The following is a 20,041-nucleotide window of genomic DNA, read 5'->3' as shown; positions in this document are numbered from 1 at the left end:
GACCTCGGGCGCCCGGGACCTCACTTCAGTACGAGCGACGTCCACGACTTGACCCACTGGTCACGGTTGTCGGCGATCTTGTCGGGTGCCATCGTCTCCGGATCGTCGACCTTGACGGCGTACTTGACGAAGTCCGCAGGCGCCTCTGCGTCCTCCCGAACGGGGTCCACGAACATGTTGAGCGGCATGTCCTCCTGGAACCTCTTGCTGATCAGGAAGTCCAGCAGGGCCTTGCCGCCCTTCTCGTTGCCCGCGTTGCTGAGCAGCCCCGCGAACTCGATCTGCCGGAAGCACGTGCCGGTAGCGACACCGGTCGGCGCAGTCTTCGGCTGCGGGTCGGAGTAGATCGCCTCCGCGGGCGGCGACGAGGCGTAGGAGACGACCAGCGGCCGGTCGCCCCCCGCCTGCTTGCCGCCGGCCGAGCCGGAGAACTCCTCGTTGTACGCCTGCTCCCAGCCGTCGACGACCTTGACGCCGTTGGCCTTCAGCTTCTTCCAGTAGTCCTGCCAGCCGTCGTCGCCGTAGTGCGCGGCGGTGCCGAGCAGGAACCCGAGACCGGGCGAGGACGTCGAGGCGTTCTCGGTGACCAGCAGGTTCTTGTACGCGGGCTTGGCCAGGTCGTCGAAGGACCCCGGCGGGTCCAGCTTGTGGTCGGCGAAGTACTTCTTGTCGTAGTTGACGCAGATCTCGCCCGAGTCGATCGGCGTGACGCGGTGCTTGTCCCTGTCGAGCTGCACGTCCTCGGCGACGGACGCGAGCCCCTTCGCCTCGTACGGCTGGAACAGCCCGTTGTCGAGCGCGCGGGACAGCAGCGTGTTGTCGACGCCGAAGAACACGTCGCCCTGCGGGTTGTCCTTGGTCAGGATCGCTTTGTTGACGGCCTGCCCGGCGTCGCCGTCCTTCAGCACCTTGACCTTGTACCCGGACTGCTTCTCGAACTCCTTCAGTACGTCCTTGGACGCGGCGAACGAGTCGTGGCTGACGAGCGTCACGGTCTTCGACTCCGCCTTGGCGGAGTCACCGTCGGACCCGCCGCACGCCGAGAGCGTGAGGAGGCCGAGTCCTGTGGCCAGGCCGACGGCCGTGATCTTCTTGCCGGTGCCCTTGGTGGTGCTCACCTTGCTGGTGCTCACTGAGCTCACTGAGTTTTTCCTCCTGGGATGACCAGGAAGAGACGCGGCCCTGCCCTCGTCCCCTCAGGGTTCGCGGGCAGGGCGCAACAGCTTGAGTAAAGACCGAACTTCCTACCCGGAATGACCCGGGCGAGGTTCAGAGGGTCTGCAGTCCACCGGTTGCCCGGCTGCCGCACTCTCAGCGCTGTGGCGCTCCCCTGTCGGAATATGAAGATGTCGATGTGGAGACATCGGCATGGACCGCATGCGGATGTCGGAGCCCAGAGTACCGGTCTAGCGTTCGGACGCAGCCAGCTGTCCGCAGGCTCCGTCGATCTCCTGACCGCGGGTGTCCCGGATGGTGACCGGCACACCGTGCGCCTCGATGGCCGCAACGAACGCCTTCTCGTCCTCGGGCCGCGATGCCGTCCACTTCGACCCGGGCGTCGGGTTCAGCGGGATCAGGTTCACGTGCACGCGCTTGCCCTTGAGCAGCCGACCGAGCAGATCACCGCGCCACGCCTGGTCGTTGATGTCCCGGATCAGCGCGTACTCGATGGAGATACGGCGGCCCGACTTCGCCGCGTACTCCCACGCGGAGTCCAGGACCTCGCGCACCTTCCAGCGCGTGTTGACCGGTACGAGCGTGTCGCGCAGCTCGTCGTCCGGCGCGTGCAGCGACACGGCGAGGCGGCACTTGAAGCCCTCGTCGGCGAAGCGATGGATCGCCGGGACGAGGCCGACCGTCGAAACCGTGATGCCGCGCTGGGAGAGGCCCAGGCCGTCGGGCTCGGGGTCGGTGAGCCGCCGGATGGCCCCGACAACGCGGTTGTAGTTGGCGAGGGGCTCGCCCATGCCCATGAAGACGATGTTGGACAGCCGCGCCGGACCGCCCGGTATCTCACCGTCCCGCAGTGCCCGCATGCCGTCCACGATCTGGTGCACGATCTCGGCCGTCGACAGGTTCCGGTCGAGGCCGGCCTGTCCGGTGGCGCAGAACGGGCAGTTCATACCGCACCCGGCTTGCGACGAGATGCACATGGTCACGCGGTCCGGATAGCGCATCAGCACCGACTCGACGAGCGTGCCGTCGAACAGGCGCCACAGCGTCTTGCGCGTCGTGTCGTCGTCACAGCTGATGTGTCGCACCACCGACATCAGCTCGGGCAGCAGCGCATCCTGCAGCTTGCCGCGCGAACCGGCGGGGATGTCGGTCCACTCCGCCGGGTCGTGCGCGTACCGCGCGAAGTAATGCTGCGACAGCTGCTTGGCGCGGAACGGCTTCTCGCCGATCGCGGCGACGGCCTCCTTGCGCTCGACGGGCGTGAGGTCGGCGAGGTGCCGCGGGGGCTTCTTGGCTCCGCGGGGCGCGACGAAAGTGAGTTCTCCGGGCTTGGGCATGGTTGTTCCAGTGTCGCAGACATACGACGAGGGGCTCGCCACCCTGTGGACAACGAGCCCCCGCACCGCACGAAACGCAGAAAAGCCCCTGGTCAGCCCACTCGTACGCGGTGCGAGGGTCAGCCCGCCCCGACGAAGACGACCAACAACAGCCACACCACGGGCGCCGTCGGCAGCAGCGAGTCCAGCCGGTCCATGATGCCCCCGTGCCCGGGGAGGAGCGTGCCCATGTCCTTGATGCCGAGGTCCCGCTTGATCATCGACTCGCCGAGGTCGCCGAGCGTGGCGCTCGCCGCGACCGCCAGTCCGAGCAGCAGCCCCTGCCACCAGGTGCCGCCGTCGATCAGGAACTCCATGCACAGCGCGCCGGCCGCCATCGCGAACGTCACCGCGCCGACCAGGCCCTCGCGGGTCTTGCCGGGGCTGATGCGCGGCGCGAGCTTGTGCCTGCCGAAGCGCCACCCGATCGCGTACGCCCCGGTGTCGCTGACCACGGTCAGCAGCAGGAACGTCAGCACGCGCCACGGCCCGTCGTCCGCGGTGAGCATCAGCGAGACGAAGGTGGCAAGGAACGGCACGTAGAAGGCGGCGAAGGCGCCCGCCGTGACATCCCGGAGATAGCCGTCGGGCGGCTCGGTCATCCGCCATACGAGGATGGCGAGCGCGGTGAGCGCCATAGCTACCCAGGCGCCCTCGGCGCCCCGGAGGTACCCGGCAACGACCATGGCCGCGCCGCCGACCGCGAGCGGAACCAGCGGCGCCTTGATGCCCTTGCGCTCCTCGAGCCGCTTGGTGAGCTCCCAGAGGCCGACGACGACGGCGATCGCTATGACGCCGACGAAGACGGCCTTGACGATGAACAGCGACGCGAGGATCACCACGCCGAGACCGACACCGACGCCTATGGCCGCACCCAGATCGCGACCCGCGCTCTTCTTCTGCGGTGCGGGGACGGGCTGGGGGGCGCTGGGCATGGGCTCCTGCGGCTTCTGCGACTGCTGCGGCTCGTGCTGCGGCGGGTTCGTCTGCGGTGTCCGCGACGGCACCTCGTCGCGGAACAGGGGGCCGCTCAGCCGCGCGGCCCCCCGGTCGTCATCCTGCTCCCCGCCACTCGCGGGTACGTCGGGCACGATGGGCATGGGCTGAGTTTCCAGCGGCTGGTGGACGCCATACGCATCGTACGCGGGACCCGCCGGAGCGGCCCCCGGGACAGGCCCCTGGTCGGGAGGCCCCCAGTACCCGGCTTGTGGCGGCGCTCCCCAGGAAGAGTCGTTCATCAGACCTCGAGCAGCTCTGATTCCTTGTGCTTGAGCAGCTCGTCCACCTGAGCGACGTACTTCGCGGTGGTGTCGTCGAGCTCCTTCTCCGCACGGCGGCCCTCGTCCTCGCCGACCTCGCCGTCCTTGATCAGCTTGTCGATGGCGTCCTTGGCCTTGCGGCGGACCGAGCGGATCGACACCTTGGCGTCCTCGCCCTTGGTCTTGGCGACCTTGATGAACTCCTTGCGGCGCTCCTGGGTGAGCTCCGGGAAGACCACACGGATGATGCTGCCGTCGTTGCTCGGGTTGACGCCCAGGTCGGAGTCGCGGATGGCCTGCTCGATGTTACGCAGGGCGCTCTTGTCGAACGGGGTCACCACGGCCATCCGCGGCTCGGGCACAGAGAACGAGGCCAGCTGGTTGATCGGCGTCAGCGCGCCGTAGTAGTCGGCCACGATCTTGTTGAACATCGCCGGGTGCGCACGGCCCGTGCGGATCGCGGCGAAGTCCTCCTTGGCGACCACGACGGCCTTCTCCATCTTCTCCTCGGCCTCGAGGAGGGTCTCTTCGATCACCACTTGCTCCTGCGTGTCTTGAGTGGGCCCGGCATCCAGTGGGCGGCCGGCTGCGTCGCGTCTCTTTCCTGCACGGTGTCCCACCGGCAGTTCTTTGTCCATCCCCTCACGGGGTCGTCCCGGGATCAAGGCCCGGGCGCGTCCCGGGGGGTCAGGCCCGGGCGCCCTGGTCGCCCACGAGCGTGCCGATCTTCTCACCCTTGACGGCCCTCGCGATATTGCCCTCCGTGAGGAGTTCGAAGACGAGGATGGGCAGCTTGTTGTCCCGGCACAGGGTGATCGCGGTGGCATCGGCCACCTTCAGGTCGCGGGTGATGACCTCGCCGTAGCCGAGGGCATCGAACTTCACCGCGTCCGGATTGGTCTTGGGGTCCGAGTCGTAGACCCCGTCCACACCGTTCTTACCCATCAGCAGCGCCTCCGCGTCGATCTCGAGGGCACGCTGGGCGGCGGTGGTGTCGGTGGAGAAGTACGGCATGCCCATACCGGCACCGAAGATGACCACGCGGCCCTTCTCCAGGTGGCGCACGGCGCGCAGCGGGATGTACGGCTCCGCGACCTGGCCCATGGTGATGGCCGTCTGCACGCGGGACTGGATGCCTTCCTTCTCCAGGAAGTCCTGCAGAGCGAGGCAGTTCATGACCGTGCCGAGCATGCCCATGTAGTCCGAGCGGGCCCGGTCCATGCCGCGCAGCTGCAGCTCGGCGCCGCGGAAGAAGTTGCCGCCGCCGATGACGACGGCGATCTGGGCGCCGTCGCGGACCACGGCCGCGATCTCCCGGGCGATCTTGTGCACCACGTCGGGGTCGACGCCCAGTCCCCCGCCGCCGGCGAACGCCTCACCGGAAAGCTTCAGCAGAAAACGGCCGGGCACTTTGCCGTCGTCGCTCGTCTCGCCCTTGTCGGCCCTGGTGGTCATGGAGATCTCCTCGTGGTGCACATACCAAGAAGGCCATTGCCGGTGGGGTGTTCGCATCCCATGCTCGGCAATGGCCTCCTCGTCAGCTCTGCCGTCGCCCGTCGCGCACGCGCGCGTGGCGTACGCGGACGACTGCTGTCGACCCTAGCGGGGTCTTCCGTCGATCGCGGTACGGACTCAGATGCCGACCTTGATGCGCGAGAAGCGCTTCAGGGTGACACCGGCCTCGTTCAGGATCTGCTGGACGGACTTCTTGTTGTCGAGCGCGTACGGCTGGCCCAGGAGGGTGGCCTCCTTGAAGAAGCCGTTCACGCGACCCTCGACGATCTTCGGCAGGGCGGCCTCGGGCTTGCCCTCGGCGCGGGTCGTCTCCTCGGCGACGCGGCGCTCGGTCTCGACGACCTCGGCCGGGACGTCCTCGCGGGACAGGTACTTCGGCGCGAAGGCGGCGATGTGCTGCGCGACGCCCTTGGCGAGCTCGGGGTTCTCCTTGTCGAGCTCGACGAGGACACCGATCTGCGGCGGGAGGTCCGGCATCGTGCGGTGCATGTACGCCGTGACGTAGCCGCCCGAGAACTGCGCGAAGCGGTCCAGGACGATCTTCTCGCCCAGGTTGGCGTTGGCCTCGTCGACGAACGCCTGAACGGTCTTGCCGGGCTCGATCTCGGACGCGAGCAGCGCCTCGATGTCGGCCGGGGAGGTCTTGGCGACGTGGGCCGCCAGGGCGTTCGCGACGGACTGGAACTTCTCACCCTTGGCGACGAAGTCCGTCTCGCACTTCAGCTCGACCAGAACACCGGAGGTGTTGTCGTCGGCGATGAGGGAGACCACGGCGCCGTTCTCGGCGGAGCGGCCCTCGCGCTTGGCGACGCCCTTCTGGCCCTTGATGCGCAGGGCCTCGACGGCCTTGTCGACGTTGCCCTCGGCCTCGTCCAGCGCCTTCTTGCAGTCCATCATGCCGGCGCCGGTGAGCTCACGGAGCTTCTTGACGTCGGCGGCGGTGTAGTTCGCCATGAGTCTGTGAATCTTTCTCGAAGTCTGGAAGATCGAAGATCTGCGGGTTCTACGGGTTTCTACGGTGCCGCGGTCTCCCCGCGTGTGCAGATCCGTGACTCGCCGCTGATCTACGGGTGAACGGCGGGAGCGGGCTGTGTATCGCCGCTCCCACCGTCAGCAACCGAACTTAAGTTCAGGCCTGCTCGGCGTCCGCGGCCGGAGCCTCGGCAGCGGCCTCGGCCGGCTTCTCGGCCTCGGCGGCCGGAGCCTCGGCCGCCGGAGCCTCGGCTGCCGGAGCCTCGGCTGCCGGAGCCTCGGCGGCGGGAGCCTCGTCGGCCTTCTTCTCGCCCTCGAGCAGGTCGCGCTCCCACTCGGCGAGCGGCTCGCCCGCGGCCTTCTCGCCCTTGGCCTCGGCGGCGGCACCGGAGCGGGCGATGAGGCCCTCGGCGACGGCGTCGGCGATCACACGGGTGAGCAGGGTGACGGAGCGGATCGCGTCGTCGTTGCCCGGGATCTTGTAGTCGACCTCGTCCGGGTCGCAGTTGGTGTCGAGGATGGCGACGACCGGGATGTTGAGCTTCCGGGCCTCACCGACCGCGATGTGCTCCTTCTTGGTGTCCACGATCCAGACGGCGCTGGGCACCTTCTGCATCTCGCGGATACCGCCGAGGGTCTTCTCCAGCTTGGCCTTCTCGCGCGAGAGCACGAGAAGCTCCTTCTTGGTCAGACCGGACGCGGCAACGTCCTCGAAGTCGATCTGCTCGAGCTCCTTGAGGCGCTGCAGACGCTTGTAGACGGTCGAGAAGTTGGTGAGCATGCCGCCCAGCCAGCGCTGGTTGACGTAGGGCATGCCGACGCGGGTGGCCTGCTCGGCGATGGCCTCCTGCGCCTGCTTCTTCGTGCCGACGAACATGACCGTGCCGCCGTGGGCGACGGTCTCCTTGACGAACTCGTAGGCGCGGTCGATGTACGACAGCGACTGGAGCAGGTCGATGATGTAGATGCCGTTGCGCTCGGTGAAGATGAAGCGCTTCATCTTCGGGTTCCAACGGCGGGTCTGGTGACCGAAGTGGACGCCGCTCTCCAGCAGCTCCCGCATCGTGACGACGGCCATGGCCGTACTCCTTGAGGTTCTCGGTTGTGCCGCGTGTGCCGGACGGCACACGCGCCTGACGCCCGCTGTGCGCCGTGCCGCGAAGGACCGAGGGGCGCTGACACCGGCTTTCCTCTTTTGACGGAGGGGCCCGGTGTCGGGGCGTGCGAAGTCGACCCGGTGACCCGGATCGCCACCAGAAGTGTACGGGACCCTGGAGGCACCGGGTGACGCCGCTGTCCACAACCGGCCGGTAGTCCACAGATCCGGGCCATGATCCCCGGGAACCGCAGGGGTGCGACACGGTTCTCGCATGCGATGGATCAGCAGGTTGTGGATGGCCGTGGCGGTGGCGCTGGCGGCTGCGGTGGCGGGTCTGCCGGCCGCCGCGGGCGGGACCGCGGCGGCGGTGCGAGGGGGTCAGGTGGGTGCGGGGGCTCCCGGAGTCGCGGGGACTCCGCGAGTCGCGTTGGCGCTTGGGCGGGCCGGGCCCTTCGAGCCGGTGCCCGCTGTGGCGGCGCTGTGGCCGGTGGGCGTGCGCCCTGGGGTGGTACGCGGCTGGGAACCCCCGGCGACGGGGTACGGCCCGGGTCACCGGGGCGTGGACCTCGCCGCTGCCACCGGGGCGCCGGTGCGGGCCGTCGCGCCCGGCCGGGTCTCCTTCGCGGGCCGGGTGGCGGGCCGGGGAGTGATCGCCGTGGAGCTGGACGGCACCGGCGACCCACCGCTGCGGACGACCTACGAACCCGTACGGGCGGAGGTCGAGAAGGGCGACGAGGTGGTGGCAGGCCAGATCATCGGCACCGTGGAACCGGGCGGCTCCCACTGCCCGGCGGACACGGTGTGCCTCCACTGGGGGCTGCTGAGGGGCGACATCTATCTGAATCCGCTGTCGCTGCTGCAGCCGTGGCTGCTGCACAGGGGTCCGTCACGACTGCTGCCGGTGGCGGGGATTCCGCTGCCCGCGGGGGCACGGTGAGCAAGCCGCTCTCGAGCACCGGGTGACGGGTGCTGGGCAACCGGCACCCCGCACCCCGCACCCCGCACCCGGCACCCGGCACCCGGCACCCGGGCAAGATCAGCCCTGGACACCGCCGTGCACACCGCGCAGCGCCATCCCCACTGCCGCCTCGGTGATCGCAGCGGGACTCTCCGCCACACCCAGCTCGATGCGGCGCACCGCGGCATCGACGATGCCCTGGAGCAGCATCGCGGCCAGTCGCGGCTCCGCATGCCCCATGTCGCCGAGCGCCTCGACGATCATGGCGACGAGCCCTCCGTGCGCCGCACGGATCTTCTCGCGGGCACCCGCGTCGAGCTCGCTCGCGGAGATGGCGACGACGGCCCGGTGGCGCCGATCGCCGACCAGAGCGAGCTGCCTGCGCACATAGGCCTCGACCTTGCCCTCGGGCGTGCCGGCCTGCTGCATCGCGGACTCGACCTCGGCCGCCCACACGGGGAAGTCGACCTCACAGAGCTCTTCGACGACTGCGGCGCGGGAGCGGAAGTACTCGTAGACGGAGGACCTCGCCAGGCCCGTGCGCTCGGCCAGGGCGGGGAAGGTCAGAGCCTCCGTACCGCCCTCGGACAAAAGGGACCGCGCGGCGTCCAGCAGGGCGCTGCGCTGCATCGACCGGTGCTCGGCCACAGAGGCCGCTCGAATCCTTGGCACGCATCCACTTTACGGACGCCACGGGGGCCGGGGGAGGCAACGGTACGCAGACGCCGCAGACGTGCCCCTGGGGCGATCCGGCGATTCCCACACCGTGCCGTCAGCGCCCGAAGCTGGCCAGTTTCGCTCTCAGCTGGAGGACGGACTTCGTGTGGATCTGGCTCACCCGGCTCTCCGTCACGCCGAGCACATTGCCGATCTCGGCCAGTGTGAGGCCCTCGTAGTAGTAGAGGGTCACCACGGTCTTCTCCCGCTCCGGCAGTGTGTTGATGGCACGCGCGAGGAATCTCCGCAGCTCACGGTCCTCCGCCACCTCCACCGGGTTGTCGGCCGCGGTGTCCTCGAGCGTGTCCATGAGGCTCAGGCGGTCCCCGCCCTCGCCGCCCACGTGCAGCAGCTCCTCCAGGGCCACCACGTTCGCCAGCGACAATTGGCTGAAAACCGCGTGCAGTTCCTCCACCGCGATGCCCATCTCGGCGGCCACCTCGGTCTCCGACGGCGTCCGCCGCAGCTGCGCCTCGAGCGTCGCATAGGCCCGCTCGACGTTGCGCGCCTTCTGCCGGACAGACCGCGGAATCCAGTCCAGCGCCCGCAGCTCGTCGATCATGGCGCCGCGGATGCGCGTGATCGCATACGTCTCGAACTTGATCTCGCGGTCGATGTCGAACTTCTCGATCGCGTCGATCAGCCCGAAGACCCCGGACGAGACGAAGTCCGCCTGCTCCACGTTGGGGGGCAGACCGACGCTCACCCGGCCGGCGACGTACTTCACCAGCGGCGAGTAGTGCAGGATCAGCTGCTCCCGCAACCGCTCGTCACCCGTCGCCTTGTACGACCTCCACAACTCGTCGAGCGACGAGGGGGCGGGAGGCCGCACGCTGCCGCGGGCAGCGGTGGGAACTGCCGCCCGGTCAGACCCGGAGGTGTGCTGGGGCATTCGTCGCCTTGTGCCGTTCTGCCGTGAACTGGGGGCCGGGCTGGGCCGGCCCGATTCTCAAGTGACCGTCTGAATCGGAGTCCTGAGCCGGAATCCTCGTGAGCGTAGCGTGACTGAGGTGTCGCGGTGCGCGAAGGCCAAGAGATCCCCCGCACGCAGGAACGTTCCGCCAGGCGTCCCGCAGAGTCAGGCCCGTTGCTGTGCGTGACCGCCGCGGTACGCCAACTGCGGTAAATCCCAAGGGCATCCAGCGGGAACAGGGCAATCAGGCCACGCTCCGTCACAAAAAACTGTGATTCTGAGAGACCGACACGACCGCCTGGCGTGTCAACTGCCAGCCATCGCCGTGTCGTTCGACGAACCCCAGTGACCTGAGTTCGTACAACCTGGCGACTGCGTCATCCACACTCGTGCCCGCGCCGCGCGCGATGTCTCCCACGGCCGCGGCCTGCCGGGCCGGCAGCGCGGACAGCACCCGTGCCGCGTCGGGATCCAGCAGGTCGCGCGGCAGCACCGGTCCCCGACGTTCCGGAGCCAGCTCACCGATGTCTCCGACGAGCTCGATCACTTCCGCGGCGTCCGTGACAAGGACCGCCTCCCCGCGGAGCAGCTCATGCACCCCGGACGAGAGCCCGCTGGTGGCGGGACCCGGCACCCCCATCGTCGGACGGCCCATGCGCTGCGCACTGCGCGCGGTCACGAGCGCACCGCTGCGGTACGCCGCCTCGACGACGACGGTGCCCCGGGTGAGCGCGGCGATCACCCTGTTTCGGAGGATGAATCTGCTGGGCGTCGGATGGTCGCCGGGCGGCAACTCGCCCACGACGAGTCCCTGTTCCGCGATGCGCCCGATCAACTGGGTGTGGCCCCGTGGATAGGGCCGGTCGACCCCGCACGCCAGCACCGCGACGGTCGCCCCGCCGGCCCCGAGCGCCCCGCGGTGGGCAGCCCCGTCCACTCCGTAGGCGCCGCCGGACACCACGACCCAGCCGCTCTCGGCGAGCCCGGCACTCAGCCTCGCGGCCATGTGCGCGCCGTACTCGGTGCAGGCCCGCGCGCCCACGACCGCGACGGAACGCAGGGCCCATATCCGCAGCGAGGGCCGACCGCGCACCCACAGCCCGATCGGGCCCCTGTCCCCCAGGTCGTCGAGCTGCGCCGGCCACTCCACGTCCCCGGGGCAGACGAACCGTGCGCCCGTGTCCCGCGCCACGGCCAGGTCCCGCTCCGGGCGTGCATGGGCGGCCCGCGACCGCAGCCCCGCCCAGCGCTTCGGGGACACACCGGGCAGCGGCTCCCCGCCTCCGACGATGCGCCGCGCCACGCGCACGGCCCCGAACTCCCGCAGCCACCTGCCCCCGGCCTCGTCCCCCGGCTCGATGATCCGGGTCAGGGTGGCTCTCGCCAGGCGCTCCTCGTCCGTCACGCCGCCGCAGCCCCCGGTCATCGCGACGCGCCGATCGCCATCGGCACCCCTCGCTGAATCCCGGTGCGCAACTGCAGCGCCAGGGCCACGTCGCCGGCGTCGGGACAGTCGTGTCCGGCCAGGTCGGCGACGGTCCAGGCGACCCTGAGGACGCGGTCGAGGCCGCGGGCCGTCAGCAGCCCGCGCTCGAGATCCCGCTCGGCCTCGGCCATCGCCCCGGGCAGGGCCCGCCATTTGCTGCGCAACTCATGCCCCGGCACCTCGCCGTTCGTGCGCCACGGAGTGCCCGCCAGTCTCGCGGCCGAGCGCTCCCGTGCCGCGCGCACCCGCTCTGCGACGGTACGGGTCGACTCGCCCGGTGCACCGCCTGCCGTCAGCTCGGATCGGGTCACGCGCTCGACCTGCACCCTCAGATCGACGCGGTCGAGCAAGGGGCCCGAGAGCCGGGCCTGATAGCGGCGGATGACGGAAGGTGGGCAGTCGCACCCCTCCCCCGCCACCGTGTATCTGCCGCAGGGGCAGGGGTTGGCGGCCAGCACCATGAGGAACCGCGCAGGCAGCCGCACCACGCCAGCACTGCGCGCGATCACCACGTGTCCCGATTCCAGCGGCTGCCGCAGGGCGTCCAGGGCGTGACTGCTGAATTCGGGCGCCTCATCCAGGAACAACACGCCGCGATGAGCGAGCGATACGGCGCCGGGCCGGGCCACTCCCTGGCCGCCGCCGACCAGGGACTGCATGGTCGCCGAGTGGTGCGGCGCGCAGTAGGGCGGGGTGTCCACCATCGGCTTGCCCGGAGGCAGCATCCCGGCGACCGAGTGGACCGCCGTCACCTCCAGGGACTCCTGCCTGGTCAGACACGGCAGGATGGCCGGCATCCGTTCCGCCAGCATCGTCTTGCCGGCTCCCGGGGGCCCTTGCAGGAAGACGTGGTGCCCGCCGGCGGCGGCGACTTCCATCGCCGTACGTGCCGCGGGCTGGCCCACGACATCCGCGAGATCGTGACCGTGCTCCTGGTCGACGGTCCCGATGCCGCTCAGGCCCGTCCCCAGGGCAGCGCCGGGCATGCACAGACCGGACAACAGCGGATCGGGGCGGCCTTCGCCGTCCGGCTCCTCCTCCGGCACCGGCTCGTCCGTCAGCACCGCGATGAGCTGCCGAAGGCTCCGCACGCCCAGCACCGAAACGCCCGGCACCAGCATGGCCTCCGCCGCCGTGCACTCCGGGACCACCACCTGTTCGTAGCCCGCGTCGGCCGCCGCCAGCACGGCCGGCAGGACGCCCCGAACCGGCCGGACCCGCCCGTCCAGACCCAGCTCTCCGATCATGACGATGTCGGACAGCACCCGGGGGTCGATCCGTTCAGCGGCCCCCAGGACGGCGCAGGCGACGGCCAGATCGAAGCCGCTGCCACCCTTGGGCACCGAGGCCGGGCTGAGGCCCACCGTGAGCTTCTTCTGCGGCCACTCGGCGCCCGAGTTGACCACCGCGGCCCTGACCCGGTCCCGGCTCTCGGAGAGGCTCTTGTCGGGCAGGCCCACCAACGTGAACGCGGCCACGCCCGGCTCCAGATCGGCCTGCACCTCGACGACGACGCCCTCGACGCCCACCAGCGCCACCGAACACGTACGCGCGAACCCCATCAGGCAGCCCCCCGCACATGCTCGACCACCGCGGCGCCGCGCCCGGGCAGCACGACCCCCACCAGATCGATGCGCACACCTCCGGGCGGCGCGCCCCCGTGGGCCTGGATCCATCGCTCGGCGAGCCCGCGCAGCCGCTCGGCCTTCACCGGTGTGACGGCAGCCATCGGATGCTCGAAGCACCCCGCTCTGCGGGTCTTCACCTCGCAGACGACCAGGACGTCACCGTCCCTGGCCACGATGTCGATCTCGCCTGTCCTGCCGCAGCGCCAGTTGCGCTCCAGGACCGTCATTCCGGCCTCGGATAACCGCCGTGCTGCCAGGTCCTCGCCGTACCTGCCGAGTGCGCTCCGTGCGTTCATGTCGGCACCACCTCCGGCGCCAACCGTCACGCATCCGCGGCCACCTATTGGATCTTGGTGGACAACCCGGCGATTGTGGAAAACTCCGTCACCCGCCCGAGGGACTCACCTCAGCCGGGCATCAGTCGCCTCAGCCGCCCGGGAGCTCCAGGTCGCTCTTGTTCAGCTCTTCGATGTTCACGTCCTTGAACGTGAGTACCCGCACCTGCTTGACGAACCGGGCAGGCCGGTACATGTCCCAGACCCAGGCGTCCGCCATGGACACCTCGAAGAACACCTCGCCCTGGACCGAGTGCACCTGCATCTCGTAGTCGTTGGTGAGGTAGAAGCGCCGTTCGGTCTCGATCACGTATTTGAACAGACCGACGACATCGCGGTACTCCCGGTAGAGCTTGAGCTCCATCTCGGTCTCGTACTTCTCGAGGTCCTCGGCGCTCATGGCATGTTCCCCTTCAGCCGTGCGTCCCCCTATTGTCCCCCAGCCCCGCGGGCCCCTAGACGATTTCGGTGTCCAGAACCTCGGGCCGGTCGGGAGGACCCTCGTCGAGCAGTCTGCGGAGCAGCCCGGCGAGTTTGGTCGGATACACCGTCTCATGTGCCTCGGTCAGTTCCTGGCACGTCCACCAACGGGCTCCGGCAACACTGCGCCGCTCCAGCTCCGTGAGCCCGGCCGCCGCGGTCGCCGTCTGCGTCGTACGCCCCAGGTAGTACCACTCGTCCTGGTTCCAGCGCTGCCCGGCGAAGGGGAAGGAGCAGATCCGCTGCCACAGCACCGGCCCCAGCTCGACCTCCGTGATGCCAGTCTCCTCCGCGAGCTCGCGCAGCGCGGACTGCTCGCGGGTCTCGTCGCCCTCCACGCCGCCGCCGGGTGTGAACCACCAGTCGTCCGCCGGATCGCCCGGCTCATGACCGTGCAGCAGCAGGATCCGGTCCTGCGGGTCGAGCAGCACGACGCGCGCGACCTTCCGCAGCGACCCCGGCTCCCCGAACCCGCCACCGTCGGTCACGACCAGCTCGCCCGACCCGGCACCCTTCGCCGAGCCCGTCTCGCCCGACCCGCCGACGTCCGATCCGGCCCTCACCTCAGCGGACACGCACAGGCTCCCTCCGCCCGGCACCACTGCGGCCACGACTGCGCCCCAGTCGCGTGGCCAACGGCCCGTACGCGGCCCCGGCAAGGACGAGCACGGCCCCCGCGACCACCGCGGCGAGCACGAGCCGCAGCGGTCCCGGCTGGGAGATGCCGCCGGGCAGCGCCTCGAAGCCCGTGGGCCGGGCGAGCATGCCGTCGAGCGGCCATGCCACGGCGTCGACGCGGGCCGCCACGGCGCTGCGCGGCACGGATCCGTTGCCTACCTCCTGAAGGTGGGCGGTCGAGTCAAGCGACCCGCTGCGCTCGTCGCCCAGCAGGAAGAGCCGCCCCTTCGGCACCGTGATGGCCGGAATTCCGTTCAGTTCCGCCTCGGTGCCCTTGGCGAGATACGGCTCGTCGATCTCCTTGCCGTTGACCGTCAGCTTGCCGTCGGTGCAGCAGGCGATCTTGTCGCCGCCCACCGCCACCACACGCTTGACCATGGGCATGTCGCCCCAGGTCTTCTGGCGGAAGACGACGACGTCACCACGCCGCACCTCGCTGCCGTCGATGCGCTGAGCCAGTACACGGTCACCGACGTTGATCGTCGGGGTCATCGAGTCGGTCGGCACGGTGTACGGCTGGTACACGATCGCACCCCAGGCGAACCCTCCGAGGAAGAGCGCACAGCCGAGGGCCACGGCCAGCCCCGACAGCACGCTGCCGAGCCGGCCGGGGCCCTCGCCTGTGCGACTTGTCCTGCTCATCCCAGTGCTCCCCCACATCGGAGACTCGACCTCGCGGCACGGCGTCCGGACCGCGGAAGATCGGTGATCTGGGACGGCACCCTACCCGGCGGTACCCACGCCAGAAACCCCGGAGTTACCCAAGGCAACCCGCCTGCGCCGCCAGATCACGAGCGGCACGGCACCCGCAAGCCCCAGAGCCCCCGGAACCGCACCGAGAGCGGCGCTGAGGCCCGGCTGGTCGAACGTGTCGGGAACCGGCAGCGTGGCCCAGCGGGTGGGCGGCCAGGCGACCACCACGGCGCGACCCACGACGTTGTCCACGGGGACGGCTCCGCCGCCGGAGTCGTTCTGGTGGTACCGGGAGTCCAGCGAGTTCTGCCGGTGGTCACCCATGACCCAGATTTTGCCCTTGGGTACCGTGATCTTGAACTGGCCGCCCTGGTCGTCCATGCTGCACGGCGTGTTCGTCGCGTAGACGTACGGCTCGTTCAGCACTTTGCCGTTGACCTTCAGCGGGCCCGTGCCCTTGCACTCGACGGTGTCGCCGCCCACGGCGATGACCCGCTTGATGAGGTCCTTCTCCTCGGCGGACGGCATCAGACCGATCCAGCCGAGGAACTTCTGCACCGGGTTCGGCGTGGGGGTCGGCTCGCCCGCCAGCCAGTTGTCCGGGTCGTGGAAGACGACCACCTCGCCGCGCTCCGGCTCCGAGCCGAACCACGGGGTCAGCTTGTCGACCAGCACCCTGTCGCCCCGTTGCAGCGTGTTCTGCATGGAGTCCGAGGGGATCGAGAACGCCTGCACCAGGAAGGTCTTGATCAGCAGCGCGAGCACCAGCGCGATGCCGATGAGAAGCGGGAGCTCCTTCCAGAAGGAACGCGGCTTCTTCGGCTGTCCGCCGTGCCTGCCCGAGCCGCCGGGGCGACCGCCGCCCCCGCCCTCGCCGCCGTTCCCGCCGTCGCCGTCACCACCACCGCCGCCGGTCTCACTCCCGGGGATCACGCCGTCTGCCGCACCCGGACGGCCGGGACGACCTGGCTGATCCTCCGGGCCGTCGTCGTGTCCGGACCGTGCGCCGACCGCCAAATCCCCCACATCCACTCCTCACTCCGTGCCGCAGCCTGCGTCCCATACGACGCAGGCCCACCACTCCCATAACGAGCGGGAGTTCCGCAGGGCTCGGGAGCGGGATCAATCCGTTGAGATCCGCGGAGGCCAGCCTATGCGACGGCCCGAGAGCGGTGGTCGATCCGCTGCTCGCGTCGGGCACGGACGCGTATGTCTCCGGCTCTTCCAGTCTGCGCCAGTGGTTCACCGGCCACGCGATGACGAGCGCCCGGCCGACCACCTCGTCCTCGGAGACGGTTCCGCTGAAGCCCTCGTCGCGGTGGTACCGGGAGTCCGCTGAGTTCGCCCGGTGGTCGCCCATCACCCAGAGCCGCCCCTGGGGGACTTGCACCTCGAACTCCAGCGTCGACGGCTTGTTGCCCGGGTGAATGTACGGCTCGTTCAGCGGCACACCGTTGACGGTGACCCGCCCCTGCTTGTCACAGCACTTCACCGTGTCTCCGCCGACCGCGATGACACGCTTGATCAGGTCTCGCTCGTCGGCGGAGGGCAGCAGCCCGATGAAGGTCAGCCCCTGCTTGACCTGCTTGACCACCACGGGATCGTCCGCCTGCTGGCCCTGCTCCTGCTCGAGCCACTTCCCGGGGTCCTTGAACACGACGACGTCACCGCGCTCCGGCTTCGCGCCGAACCACGGGGTCAGCTTGTCCACGAGAACCCGGTCACCGATCTTGATGGTCTGCTCCATGGAGCCCGACGGGATCACGAAGGCCTGCACGAGGAAGGTCTTCAGGACGAGGGCTATCAGCAGGGCGACACCGACGAGGAGAGGGATCTCCTTCAGCGCGGAGCGCTGCCGACGCCGCTTGACCTTGCGTGCGAGCTTGCGCCGTTCGGCACGGCCGGGCAGTACGGGGCCGCTGGTGGGCCGGGACCCGGTGGGCAGCCTGGTGTCCGCGCGGTGGCCGGCGCGCGGGCGTCCGCGGCTACCCATGCGCACCACCGGCGGCGGGCACGCGCGCGTAGACGTCCGGACGGTGGAGGGAGGTCCAGCGGTCGATCGGCCAGCCGATCCAGTCGGCTCTTCCGATCACGTCGTCGACGGGGATCATGCCGCCGCCGGGCGATCCGAGGTGGTCGCGGGAGTCACTGGAGTCGCTGCGGTGGTCGCCGAGCACGAAGAGTCTTCCCTCGGGCACGACGACATCGAATCCGACCTGCGAGGGGGTGTCTCCCGGGTAGAGGTACGTCTCGTCCACCGACCGGTCGTTCACCTCGATCCTCCCCTGCCTGTCGCAGCAGACCACATGGTCTCCCCCTACGCCCACGACCCGCTTGATGTAGTCGGCGTCGCCGAAGTACCCGGTGCCGTCGAAGACCACTACGTCACCGCGGAGCGGCTCAGCACCGAAACGGTACGCCAACTTGTTGACGAGTACGCGGTCGCCGACCCGGAACGCGGGTTCCATGGAGCTGCTCGGGATCTGGAACGGCTGCATCACAAACCTGCTGAACAACAGCAGAAAGACCAGACAGAGCAGCACGGTGAGAGTGAAGCGTCCGCCGGGCAGCCACTGCGTGACCCTCGACATCGGCGCGGTGCGCGCCGGCGCAGTGGGCCCCAACGCAGAGCGCGACCGTTCCTCCGGCCCCTCGGCATCCGAGATCACCTCGGACTGGGAAGGGCGGGAGGAACGGTCGCGCTCCGTCGGCTGTTCTGCGGTGTCCATCGAGGCCAGATGGTATCCGGCCCCGCTGTGACGCCCGATTACGCCTTGTTCGCGGGAGCTCAGCTCTCGCGCTTCTCCTTGATCTTCGCCGCCTTGCCGCGCAGGTCGCGCAGGTAGTACAGCTTGGCGCGGCGCACGTCACCGCGGGTGACGAGCTCGATCTTCTCGACGATCGGGGTGTGCACCGGGAAGGTGCGCTCGACGCCGACGGAGAACGAGACCTTGCGGACCGTGAAGGTCTCACGGACACCGGAGCCCTGGCGACGGATCACAACGCCCTTGAACTGCTGCACACGGGAGCGGTTGCCCTCGATGACGCGCACGTGGACGTTGACGGTGTCACCCGGGCGGAAGGCCGGGATGTCGCTGCGCAGCGACGCGCTGTCGACGGAGTCGAGCAGGTGAGACATGATCGTCTGCTTTCTTCGTTGATGCCACAGGTCATCAACGGGATGTCGTAATGGGATTGCGAGTGCTGTGGGGCATCGGGGCGGGCGTCGTGTCCCCCTGTGGCAGGGGCGCACGCCGGACGGCGCACAACAGCGTCCTATTCTTCCACGGCCTCTGGCCTGCGCCAAAATCGCCCGCGCGGCGTCCCCTCTGGGTCCGGTTCCCAGCCGAGGATGGAGAGCATTTCGCGGTCCTTCTTGTCGAAGGCCGACGGGTCACAGCGCTCTATCAGGTCGGGCCGGTTGCGCGTCGTGCGCCGTAGCGCCTCGTCCCTGCGCCAGCGGGCGATCTTGCCGTGGTGGCCGCTGAGCAGGACGTCCGGGATGCCGCGGCCGCGCCACTGCGGCGGCTTGGTGTAGACGGGCCCCTCCAGAAGGTTGGCCATGGCGCCGGGCGCGAAGGAGTCGTCGCGGTGAGATTCGGCGTTGCCGAGAACGCCGGGCAGCAGCCGGGCCACGGCCTCCGTGACGACCAGTACGGCCGCTTCGCCGCCGGCCAGCACGTAGTCGCCGATGGACACCTCGTAGACGGGTATCCGGGTCGCGTACTCGTCGATGACGCGGCGGTCGATGCCCTCGTACCGGGCGGGCGTGAAGACCAGCCAGGGCCGCTCGGAGAGCTCTACGGCGAGTTCCTGGGTGAAGGGGCGCCCGCTCGGCGTGGGGACGACCAGGACGGGCGCGTGGGAGCCCGTCTCGTATCCCTCGGCGATGATGTCGTCGAGGGCGTCGCCCCACGACTCGGTCTTCATGACCATGCCGGGGCCGCCGCCGTAGGGGGTGTCGTCGACCGTGTTGTGCCGGTCGTACGTCCACTCCCTGAGATCGTGCACGCGGACGTCGAGCTGCCCACGCGCGCGTGCCTTGCCGACGAGGGAGACGTTCAGCGGTTCCAGGTACTCGGGGAAGATCGTGACGACGTCGAGCCGCATTACGCCTCTTCTCGAGACGAGGCGATCTCCGCCCGGTCGTCGATCAGGCCGGGCGGCGGGTCGATGACCGCGCGCTGTTCCTCGAGGTCGATCTCGGTGACGATCTCCTCGACGAACGGCACGTAGACCTCGCTGCCGTCCGGGCGCTCCACGACGAAGAGGTCCTGCGAGGGCAGGTGCGAGATCTCGGTGATGCGGCCCACCTCCACACCGTCCTTGGTGACCACGTCCAGGTCGATCAGCTGGTGGTCGTAGTACTCGTCCTCACCCTCGGGCGGTTCCTCCGGGTCGACCTCGGCGATCAGGAGCGTGTTGCGCAGCGCCTCGGCGGCGTTACGGTCGGTCACGCCCTCGAAGCGCAGCAGGAGACGGCCGCTGTGGACGCGGCCCGTCTCGATGGTCAGCGGTCCGGTGGCGGCCGGGTCGGTGGCCAGGACGGCGCCGGGCGCGAGCCGCAGTTCCGGCTCGTCGGTACGTACCTCGACGGTGACCTCGCCCTTGATGCCGTGGGCGCGGCCGATCCGTGCGACTACCAGCTGCACTGTGCTTGCTCTCCTGTCGGAACGACTCGAGCCGAAGGCGGCTCGTACGACTACGGGCCGGGGACGGCCCAGTGGCCCTCCCCGGCCCGAGCCGGTGCTGCGTA

22 protein-coding genes are annotated in these 20,041 nt (G+C 69.6%); 1 reads left to right on the top strand and 21 read right to left on the bottom strand.

Annotated elements, in window-relative coordinates:
- Positions 1-20: 20 nt before the first annotated feature.
- The 7 genes from ABT009_RS17370 to rpsB form a co-directional block, all read right to left on the bottom strand.
- Complete coding sequence (locus ABT009_RS17370; RefSeq protein WP_502989892.1) at positions 21-1,142, bottom strand: thiamine ABC transporter substrate-binding protein; 1,122 nt, start codon at positions 1,140-1,142, stop codon at positions 21-23.
- Between the two features lie 264 nt (positions 1,143-1,406).
- Positions 1,407-2,513 (bottom strand): dual-specificity RNA methyltransferase RlmN, encoded by a 1,107-nt coding sequence (gene rlmN / locus ABT009_RS17365; RefSeq protein ID WP_351294737.1) that lies wholly within the window; start codon positions 2,511-2,513, stop codon positions 1,407-1,409.
- A 119-nt stretch (positions 2,514-2,632) separates the two neighbouring features.
- The gene (locus tag ABT009_RS17360; RefSeq protein WP_351294735.1) at positions 2,633-3,790 is read right to left on the bottom strand and encodes a phosphatidate cytidylyltransferase; all 1,158 of its coding nucleotides are present in this window, start codon (positions 3,788-3,790) and stop codon (positions 2,633-2,635) included.
- On the bottom strand, positions 3,790-4,347 hold the full coding sequence (gene frr, locus ABT009_RS17355) for a ribosome recycling factor (protein WP_351294732.1): 558 nt from the start codon (positions 4,345-4,347) through the stop codon (positions 3,790-3,792). Before frr ends, ABT009_RS17360 begins: the two co-directional genes overlap by 1 nt.
- A gap of 151 nt (positions 4,348-4,498) precedes the next feature.
- Complete coding sequence (gene pyrH / locus ABT009_RS17350) at positions 4,499-5,266, bottom strand: UMP kinase (protein ID WP_351294729.1); 768 nt, start codon at positions 5,264-5,266, stop codon at positions 4,499-4,501.
- A gap of 177 nt (positions 5,267-5,443) precedes the next feature.
- Positions 5,444-6,280, bottom strand: a complete 837-nt coding sequence (gene tsf / locus ABT009_RS17345) for a translation elongation factor Ts (protein WP_351294726.1) — start codon at positions 6,278-6,280, stop codon at positions 5,444-5,446.
- Between the two features lie 175 nt (positions 6,281-6,455).
- Complete coding sequence (rpsB, locus tag ABT009_RS17340; protein WP_351294723.1) at positions 6,456-7,376, bottom strand: 30S ribosomal protein S2; 921 nt, start codon at positions 7,374-7,376, stop codon at positions 6,456-6,458.
- A gap of 292 nt (positions 7,377-7,668) precedes the next feature.
- Here rpsB and ABT009_RS17335 point away from each other — a divergent pair, with 292 nt between their 5' ends.
- Positions 7,669-8,334, top strand: coding sequence for a M23 family metallopeptidase (locus ABT009_RS17335; protein WP_351294720.1), 666 nt, complete (start codon positions 7,669-7,671; stop codon positions 8,332-8,334).
- A 99-nt stretch (positions 8,335-8,433) separates the two neighbouring features.
- Here the strand turns inward: ABT009_RS17335 and ABT009_RS17330 are convergent, their stop codons facing one another.
- The 14 genes from ABT009_RS17330 to rimM all read right to left on the bottom strand — a co-directional run bounded on the left by ABT009_RS17330 (position 8,434) and on the right by rimM (position 19,937).
- Positions 8,434-9,003 carry a TetR/AcrR family transcriptional regulator gene (locus ABT009_RS17330; RefSeq protein WP_351295035.1) on the bottom strand — a complete coding sequence of 190 codons (570 nt, stop codon included), beginning with the start codon at positions 9,001-9,003 and terminating at the stop codon, positions 8,434-8,436.
- 124 nt (positions 9,004-9,127) lie between these two features.
- Complete coding sequence (whiG, locus tag ABT009_RS17325) at positions 9,128-9,964, bottom strand: RNA polymerase sigma factor WhiG (RefSeq protein WP_351294717.1); 837 nt, start codon at positions 9,962-9,964, stop codon at positions 9,128-9,130.
- A 280-nt stretch (positions 9,965-10,244) separates the two neighbouring features.
- Positions 10,245-11,411, bottom strand: coding sequence for a DNA-processing protein DprA (gene dprA, locus ABT009_RS17320; RefSeq protein ID WP_351294714.1), 1,167 nt, complete (start codon positions 11,409-11,411; stop codon positions 10,245-10,247).
- Positions 11,408-13,033 (bottom strand): YifB family Mg chelatase-like AAA ATPase, encoded by a 1,626-nt coding sequence (locus ABT009_RS17315; protein ID WP_351294711.1) that lies wholly within the window; start codon positions 13,031-13,033, stop codon positions 11,408-11,410. Before ABT009_RS17315 ends, dprA begins: the two co-directional genes overlap by 4 nt.
- Entirely contained in the window at positions 13,033-13,395 is a 363-nt protein-coding gene (locus ABT009_RS17310) for a YraN family protein (protein WP_067274506.1), read from the bottom strand. Before ABT009_RS17310 ends, ABT009_RS17315 begins: the two co-directional genes overlap by 1 nt.
- Before the next feature lie 130 nt (positions 13,396-13,525).
- Positions 13,526-13,834, bottom strand: a complete 309-nt coding sequence (locus tag ABT009_RS17305; RefSeq protein WP_003965949.1) for a DUF2469 domain-containing protein — start codon at positions 13,832-13,834, stop codon at positions 13,526-13,528.
- A gap of 55 nt (positions 13,835-13,889) precedes the next feature.
- Entirely contained in the window at positions 13,890-14,408 is a 519-nt protein-coding gene (locus tag ABT009_RS17300; RefSeq protein ID WP_351295032.1) for an NUDIX hydrolase, read from the bottom strand.
- Positions 14,409-14,478: 70 nt separating this feature from the next.
- The gene (lepB, locus tag ABT009_RS17295; RefSeq protein WP_351294708.1) at positions 14,479-15,234 is read right to left on the bottom strand and encodes a signal peptidase I; all 756 of its coding nucleotides are present in this window, start codon (positions 15,232-15,234) and stop codon (positions 14,479-14,481) included.
- 81 nt (positions 15,235-15,315) lie between these two features.
- Positions 15,316-16,311: a signal peptidase I gene (gene lepB, locus ABT009_RS17290; protein ID WP_351294705.1), complete on the bottom strand. Its 996-nt coding sequence runs from the start codon at positions 16,309-16,311 to the stop codon at positions 15,316-15,318.
- On the bottom strand, positions 16,202-17,278 hold the full coding sequence (lepB, locus tag ABT009_RS17285) for a signal peptidase I (RefSeq protein WP_351294702.1): 1,077 nt from the start codon (positions 17,276-17,278) through the stop codon (positions 16,202-16,204). Before lepB (ABT009_RS17285) ends, lepB (ABT009_RS17290) begins: the two co-directional genes overlap by 110 nt.
- Positions 17,271-18,014 (bottom strand): signal peptidase I, encoded by a 744-nt coding sequence (gene lepB / locus ABT009_RS17280; protein ID WP_351294699.1) that lies wholly within the window; start codon positions 18,012-18,014, stop codon positions 17,271-17,273. The genes lepB (ABT009_RS17285) and lepB (ABT009_RS17280) overlap by 8 nt, the downstream gene beginning before the upstream one ends.
- Before the next feature lie 59 nt (positions 18,015-18,073).
- On the bottom strand, positions 18,074-18,424 hold the full coding sequence (gene rplS, locus ABT009_RS17275) for a 50S ribosomal protein L19 (protein WP_069778487.1): 351 nt from the start codon (positions 18,422-18,424) through the stop codon (positions 18,074-18,076).
- Positions 18,425-18,561: 137 nt separating this feature from the next.
- A complete protein-coding gene (gene trmD, locus ABT009_RS17270) occupies positions 18,562-19,395 on the bottom strand; it encodes a tRNA (guanosine(37)-N1)-methyltransferase TrmD (RefSeq protein WP_351294696.1) in 834 nt (277 codons plus the stop codon).
- Entirely contained in the window at positions 19,395-19,937 is a 543-nt protein-coding gene (rimM, locus tag ABT009_RS17265) for a ribosome maturation factor RimM (RefSeq protein WP_351294693.1), read from the bottom strand. Before rimM ends, trmD begins: the two co-directional genes overlap by 1 nt.
- Positions 19,938-20,041 lie beyond the last annotated feature (104 nt).

This window comes from Streptomyces sp. NPDC002896 (assembly GCF_040295225.1).
Lineage (GTDB): Bacteria > Actinomycetota > Actinomycetes > Streptomycetales > Streptomycetaceae > Streptomyces.
Note: the sequence above shows the minus strand (reverse complement) of the source record. Positions and strands in the feature narration are given on the sequence as shown.